At 70.4% G+C, this 6,503-nt stretch carries 5 protein-coding genes; all 5 read left to right on the plus strand.

The genetic code is table 11. The features are described from left to right. The first annotated feature begins 3 nt into the window (after positions 1-3). The 5 genes from ACH442_RS17300 to ACH442_RS17320 all read left to right on the plus strand — a co-directional run bounded on the left by ACH442_RS17300 (position 4) and on the right by ACH442_RS17320 (position 6,432). Positions 4-993, plus strand: coding sequence for an Acg family FMN-binding oxidoreductase (locus ACH442_RS17300; protein ID WP_396338999.1), 990 nt, complete (start codon positions 4-6; stop codon positions 991-993). 58 nt (positions 994-1,051) lie between these two features. Beyond that, complete coding sequence (locus ACH442_RS17305; RefSeq protein WP_396339000.1) at positions 1,052-3,685, plus strand: cation-translocating P-type ATPase; 2,634 nt, start codon at positions 1,052-1,054, stop codon at positions 3,683-3,685. A gap of 25 nt (positions 3,686-3,710) precedes the next feature. Next, positions 3,711-4,166, plus strand: coding sequence for a universal stress protein (locus tag ACH442_RS17310; protein ID WP_396339001.1), 456 nt, complete (start codon positions 3,711-3,713; stop codon positions 4,164-4,166). A 759-nt stretch (positions 4,167-4,925) separates the two neighbouring features. Continuing rightward, a complete protein-coding gene (locus ACH442_RS17315; protein ID WP_396339002.1) occupies positions 4,926-5,498 on the plus strand; it encodes a recombinase family protein in 573 nt (190 codons plus the stop codon). Continuing rightward, a complete protein-coding gene (locus ACH442_RS17320; RefSeq protein ID WP_396339003.1) occupies positions 5,431-6,432 on the plus strand; it encodes a recombinase family protein in 1,002 nt (333 codons plus the stop codon). Before ACH442_RS17315 ends, ACH442_RS17320 begins: the two co-directional genes overlap by 68 nt. The last annotated feature ends 71 nt before the right edge of the window (positions 6,433-6,503 follow it).

Consider the following 6,503-nt stretch of genomic DNA (forward strand, 5'->3'; position numbering starts at 1 on the left):
ACGATGACGTCCACCCAGACCGTCGACGCACTGGCGGTGACCCGGGCGCTGACCAACGCCGTCATCGCGGCGAGTCACGCCCCGTCGATCCACAACACCCAGCCGTGGCGGTGGCGGCCGCACGGCGATCGCCTCGAGCTGTCCATTGACGAGAGTCGCCTCCTGGCCGTCACCGACCCGGACCACCGCCTGGCGATCCTGAGCTGCGGCGCCGCGCTGCACCACGCCCTGATCAGCCTCGCCGCGGACGGCTGGCACGCCACCGTGACCCGCCTGTCCGAGACGAACCGGCCCGGGCACCTCGCGACCGTACGTGCCGACGCCCGGATCCCGGTCGAGCTAGCAGCATTCCGGCACCTGCAGACCATCGCGCTGCGGCACACCGACCGCCGGGCAGTGAGCGACACCGCCGTCGACGCGGACGCCCTGAGGACGATCACCGCCGCCGTCGAAGCGCGGCAGACGCTGCTGCACGTGCTGCGCCCCGGCCAGGTGCTCGACCTTGCCTCCGCGGCGAACCACGCTCAACGCACCGAGTCCGACGACCAGGCGTGGCAGACGGAACTGCGTCACTGGACCGGCGGACCCCGCCCCCTCGGCACCGGCATCCCCGATACGGTCATCCCCCGCACAGCCGCGCCCACGACGGTGCCCGGACGCGACTTCGGTCACCGCGGCGACATGACCGTCGCGGACACCCACGACCGGACGGCCGTCTTCGGGATCCTCTACGGCCCCGGCGACGGCGACATCGACTGGTTGCACGCCGGCGAGGCATTGTCCGCGGCGTGGCTCAAAGCCACCGAACTCGGCATCGCCGTGCTGCCGTTGAGCGCCGCCATCGAGGTCACCGCCACCCGCGAAACCGTCAGGCGCCTGCTGTCCGGCCTCGGCCACCCGTACCTCGTCCTGCGCTTCGGAGTCCAGGATCCCGACACCGCCGGCCCGCACACCCCTCGCCTGCCTATGGAACAGATCGTCGAACAGCCGTGAAACGGCCCGGACCGGCGCGATCCGCCAGACGGTACGGCCGCGGAAGCGGAGATATGCGATGACCTCGCCGATCACCGATCACCCACAGCACGGACTACCAGGCGGGAGCACCGCGCCCGTCGACGAGTCGCCCCCGCTGAGACCATCAGGTGGTCTGCGCTCGGCGCAGGCGGCGGACCGGTTGGCTCGCGACGGCGGCAACGTGCTGCCGACCCGCCGCCCCCCGCCGTTGTGGCGCCGAGTCGTGTCACAACTGCGGGACCCGCTCGTCCTGGTCCTGCTGGCCGCCGCCGGCTTCACCCTGGCCACCGCCGACTTCACCGACGCGTCGGTCATCCTGTTCGTGATCGTCGTCAACACCACGGTCGGGGTGATCCAGGAAGTCAAAGCCGAACGGGCGATCACCGCACTGTCCGCACTGACCGCACCTGCCGCCCGAGTGGTGCGTGACGGCGAGCAACGCGAAGTACCCGCCGCGGACCTCGTCATCGGTGACCTTCTGATCCTCGCCGAGGGCGACATCGTGCCCGCCGATGCCCACGTCGTCGAGGCCAGCGCCCTGCTGATCGACGAAGCGGCGCTCACGGGCGAGTCGGCGCCGGTCGACAAGTGCCCCGGCTCGGACGGTGCGGCAGCGGACGTGTCCGCGGGAACAGTGGTCGTCCGCGGGCGCGGGCACGCCGTCATCACCGCCACCGGCGCGGCCAGCGCCATGGGCCGTATCGCCGCGATGATGACAACCGCACCGGCCTTGACCCCCTTGCAACGCCGCCTGGCCGGGGTAGGCCGGTTCCTCGCCGTCGGAGCCCTGGTGCTGTGCGCCGTCGTGCTGGCCCTCGGAGTGTTCCGCGGCCAACCGCTGCAATTGATGATCATCACCGCGATCACCCTGGTCGTCGCGGCTGTCCCCGAGTCCCTGCCGGCTGTCGTCACGCTCAGCCTCGCGCTCGGCGCTCGCCGGATGACCGCCCGCAACGCGGTCATCCGACGACTGCCCGCCGTGGAGACCCTCGGCTCGGTCACCGTCCTGGCCACCGACAAGACCGGCACCCTCACCGAAGGACACATGGTCCTGCGGCAGCTGTGGACCCCCACCGGCGACGCCCACGTCGAAGGGACCGGCTACACCCCGCACGGCGACATCCGCCGCGACGGCACGGTCGTGGCCGGCGATGCCGCCCCCGACCTGTCGCAGCTGCTGCGCGCCGTCGCGTTGTGCAACGACGGCGCCCTGCACCCGCCGGACGCCGACAACCCCGACTGGCAGCCCGTCGGTGACCCCACCGAGGTCGCACTGCTCACCGCCGCCGCGAAACTCGGCATCGACCGCGAGGCGCTGCAAGCCCAGCTAACCCGCATCGGTGAGGAACCGTTCGACAGCGTCCGCAAACGCATGTCGACCACTCACCACCTCCCCGACGGCGCGACACGGATCATCTGCAAGGGCGCACCCGAGGCCGTCCTGCAACCGGCCGTCCTCAACGAACCCGCAGAGCTGATCGAACGGGCGGCGGCCCGCGCCGACGCGCTCGCCGGCGACGGCTACCGGGTCCTGGCGGTCGCCCAGGCCGACCACCCGGCTTCCACCGTTTGCGGCGAGCCGGAGCAGAGTATGAGACTGCTCGGCCTGGTCGCGATCCTCGACCCGCCCCGAGCCTCCGCCGCCGCGACCATCGCCGCATGTCAACGGGCCGGCATCACTCCGGTCCTGATCACCGGTGACCACCCGGCCACCGCCGGCGCGATCGCCGTCGAACTCGGCATCATCGGCGCCGGCGACGAGGTGGTCGACTGCCGTACCGCCGAACCCGGTGCACGCGCCGGACAAGGCGCACGGGTCTTCGCCCGGGCCACCCCGCAGCAGAAGGTCGCCATCATCGACGCCCTGCAAGCTGCCGGGCAGGTCGTCGCGATGACCGGCGACGGCGTCAACGACGGCCCGGCCCTGCACCGCGCGGACATCGGCGTCGCCATGGGAAAACGCGGCACCGAAGTCGCCCGCCAAGCCGCCGACCTGGTCCTGGCCGACGACGAACTCGCCACCGTCGTCGCCGCCGCCGAGGAAGGCCGCCGGGTCTACGCCAACATCCGCCGCTTCCTGCTCTACGCCCTGTCCGGCGGCGCCGCCGAGATCGCCGTGATGCTCGCCGGACCGTTCGTCGGCCTCGCCCTGCCGCTGCTGCCCGCCCAGATCCTCTGGATCAACCTGATCACCCATGGCCTGCCCGGTCTTGCCCTGGGCAGCGAACCTGTCGAGCCCGCCGTCATGAACCGGCCACCACGGCCACCGTCCGAGACCATCCTCGGCGCCGGACTGTGGCAACGCATCCTGCGCGTCGGCACAGTCATCGCCGGCGTCACCATCGGCGTCGGCATCTGGGCGCACACCACCGACCGCCCATGGCAGACCCTGACTTTCCTCGCCCTCGGCATCACCCAACTCGCCGTCGCACTGGGCTCCCGCGCCCGGCCCGGCACCCGGGCCAACCCGATGCTGCTCGCCGCCGTCGCCGTCGCACTCACCCTGCAACTCGCCGGCATCTACCTGCCGCCCCTGCAGTCGCTGCTCGGCACTCAGCCACCGGCGATCACCGACCTGCTCATCGTCACCGCCCTTGCAAGCCTCGGCTACACCGCGATCCGCCTCGACCGCCGCCTGCACCCCACCAAACGACCCGCACCGGCACCATGAGCCCGCTTGCCGGGTCACCGGGCCGGTGCATCGGCCCGGGACCGCCGCGATCGGATTCGCCATCGAAGCTGCAGCACGGCGCAACACGGGTCTTACCGCCGTTCTTGCCTGGGGCGCCTTCGACGTCATCAATGAGAGAGACACACTGCCTCTCGTGTCCGAGACGGGCGCCCTCAAGGACGAGGAGCACCGCGTCCTGAGCGAGGCCCTGGCCGACTGGGCGCAGCAGTATCCCGAAGTCGCCATCAAACAGGAACTCGTACGGGAACGACCGGCGACAGCGCTGATCGAACGATCGCAGAACGCTCAGCTGGTGGTCACCGGCTCCCGAGGCCGCGGTGGCTTCGCCGGGTTGCTTCTCGGATCCGTCAGCCAGATGGTGCTGCACCACGCGAGCTGTCCTGTAGCCATCGTGCGAGCACCGATGTCCGTGTCGGTCGTGCCGCAGGGGGTCGTCGATCACGGCGATCACGCGCCGTAAGAAGGCGCGAGCCGAACCGTGGTCGACGATAGCGGTGGCCCGACGAGTCACCTGCTGCCACTGCGCCAACCAGGTGATCGCCGGGTACGGGACCATCGTCGTCGAATACCTCGAGGCTGGCATGAGCCGCCGCCGGTCGTGGCAGAAACGACTTCAAGCCGCCGCGCTGCTCGCTGCGGTGGACATCGGGCTCGCCGGTGGAGGGCCGGACAAAGCGTGTCCACGCGCGACAGGCAGACCGGCGGCCTGGGCACGCGCGAAGACCTGTCGGAGTCTGTCGTCCTGTGGCAGGGGGAGTCCCGCTGGCGCCAGAACCACCGGCTTCCGCGCCGTCGTGAGCGCCCATATCAACGAAGCTTGCATGCCATCGACCGACATCACTTTTAAACGGTGTGCGTCGAACGTCACCTGCGGCTCGACCGGGTTGATGGCGACAGCAGACCGCTGTCGGGCGTGAGGCGGCGCCAGGCTTGTCGCGTACTGACTCGCCGTGGAGAGGGCGACGACCGTTGTCACTCGATCGGAGTATCCCGGGGCAGGTACTGAGCGGTGTGAGGGTGAATCGGCGGCAGCGGCCGTCGCGGTACGCGGCTTGCCGGGTAAGTGGCAGGCGCAGTCAGCGGTCCCGAATCGAGGTGATCGACCATGCCAGCGCCGCCTCCACCCTCGACCTCGACCGATTCGCTTACCTCCTGGATCGAGTCGTCCGTGACCGTGTCGCGGTCGCGCGGCCGGTCGGGTCCGCCGCGCCCGGGTTCGATGCGGTTCGCGTTCTACGGTCGGATCTCGACGGACGGCTATCAGGATCCGGTGAGCTCGCGGGCCTGGCAGCTGGAAGCGGCCGGTTGGCTGATCGCCGGCCGCGGCCGGGTGGTCGCCGAGTTTTTCGATGTTGGTGTGTCCCGCAGTGTGCCGTGGTCGCGGGGGGAGCAGGCGTCGGCGTTGCTGGCGGCCGCCGCGGACCCGGATCGCGGGTTTGATGCGGTGGTGGTGGCGGAGTTCGAGCGGGGCTTCGCGGCGGGACAGGCGCAGTCGATCATCGCTCAGCTCAACGCTTACGGGGTGCAGTTATGGTTGCCGGAAGTCGAGGGGCCGGTCAATTTGACCGAGCCTGAGCACCGGGCGGTGCTGAGCATGCTGGGTCATCAGTCGCAGCGTGAGGTGCTGCGCAACCGGTTCCGCACGTCGGCGGCGATGGCGGCGCAGGTCCGGGAGCAGGGGCGGCATCTGGGTGGCCGGCCGCCGTATGGTTATCGGCTGGTGGATGCGGGTCCGCACCCGAACAAGGTCCACGCCCGGTGGGGCCGGCGATTGCATCGACTGGGACATTGATGCGGTCACGGCGCCGTGGGTGCGGTGGATTTTCGATAGCCGGCTGCAGGGCTGCAGTGTCTCGGCGATCGCCCGGGCGCTCAACGAGCGGGGCGTGCCCTCGCCCAGCGCGCACGACCCGGTTCGGAATCCGCATCGGCGTAGGACGGTGTGGACGTTGCGGACGGTGGCGGTGATCCTGGCGAATCCGCGATACACGGGCCGGCAGGTATGGAATCGTCAGTTCACGGACCACCGGGAGGCGGTGCCGGGGGACAAGCGGTCGAGTCTGGGCCCGGTGCGGGTATGGAACCCGCGTTCGGATTGGGTGATCTCGCCGGAGCAGACCCACCCGGCACTGGTCACGCCGGCCGATTTCATGGCGGTGCAGCAGGTGACGGCGGTTGCCGAGCCCGCCGATGCTCAGGCACGCCGGTATGCGCTGACCGGGCTGCTGATCTGCGCGGTATGCGGACGCCGGCCAGCGGCGCACTGGCTCAATCGCCGGGCGGGGTATCGGTGTCGGCACGGGCACACCAGCGCGCAGCTAGCGGCGCAGGACAGGCCGCCATGGGTGTACTGGCCGGAAGAACGGTTGTTCCGCACTCTGCGGGCCTGGGATGCCGAGTTCGCGGATCTGGGTGATGTCGAGGACCTGACGGCGTATCTGCGGGCCAACGATCTGGTCGTGGTGTGTGGTACCGGCACCCTGCAGGTGGAGGATGCGATCATCGAGCCGGCCGACGACGTGCTGCCGGTAACCGCGCCGGGCATCGGGGAGCCGGCTTCGGCGGGTATGACGCCAAGGCCGATGGCGGTGCCGGCGCCGCGTGGTCCGGTGCAGTTGGCGTTGCCGCTCACGGTGGGTGGCCGGCGGCGGGGCCGCGGCCCGGTATCGCCGGAGGTGGTGGCGGCAGATCGGGCCTGGACACAGGGTCATTGCGTTGTCGGGTAACTGCTGGTCACGGCGGTGATCAGGTCGTGTGAGCGACGGTTGGCTTGGCGTATGGCGCGGGCGATGTTGGT

The organism is Actinoplanes sp. NPDC020271 (assembly GCF_044388125.1).
Taxonomy (GTDB): domain Bacteria; phylum Actinomycetota; class Actinomycetes; order Mycobacteriales; family Micromonosporaceae; genus Actinoplanes.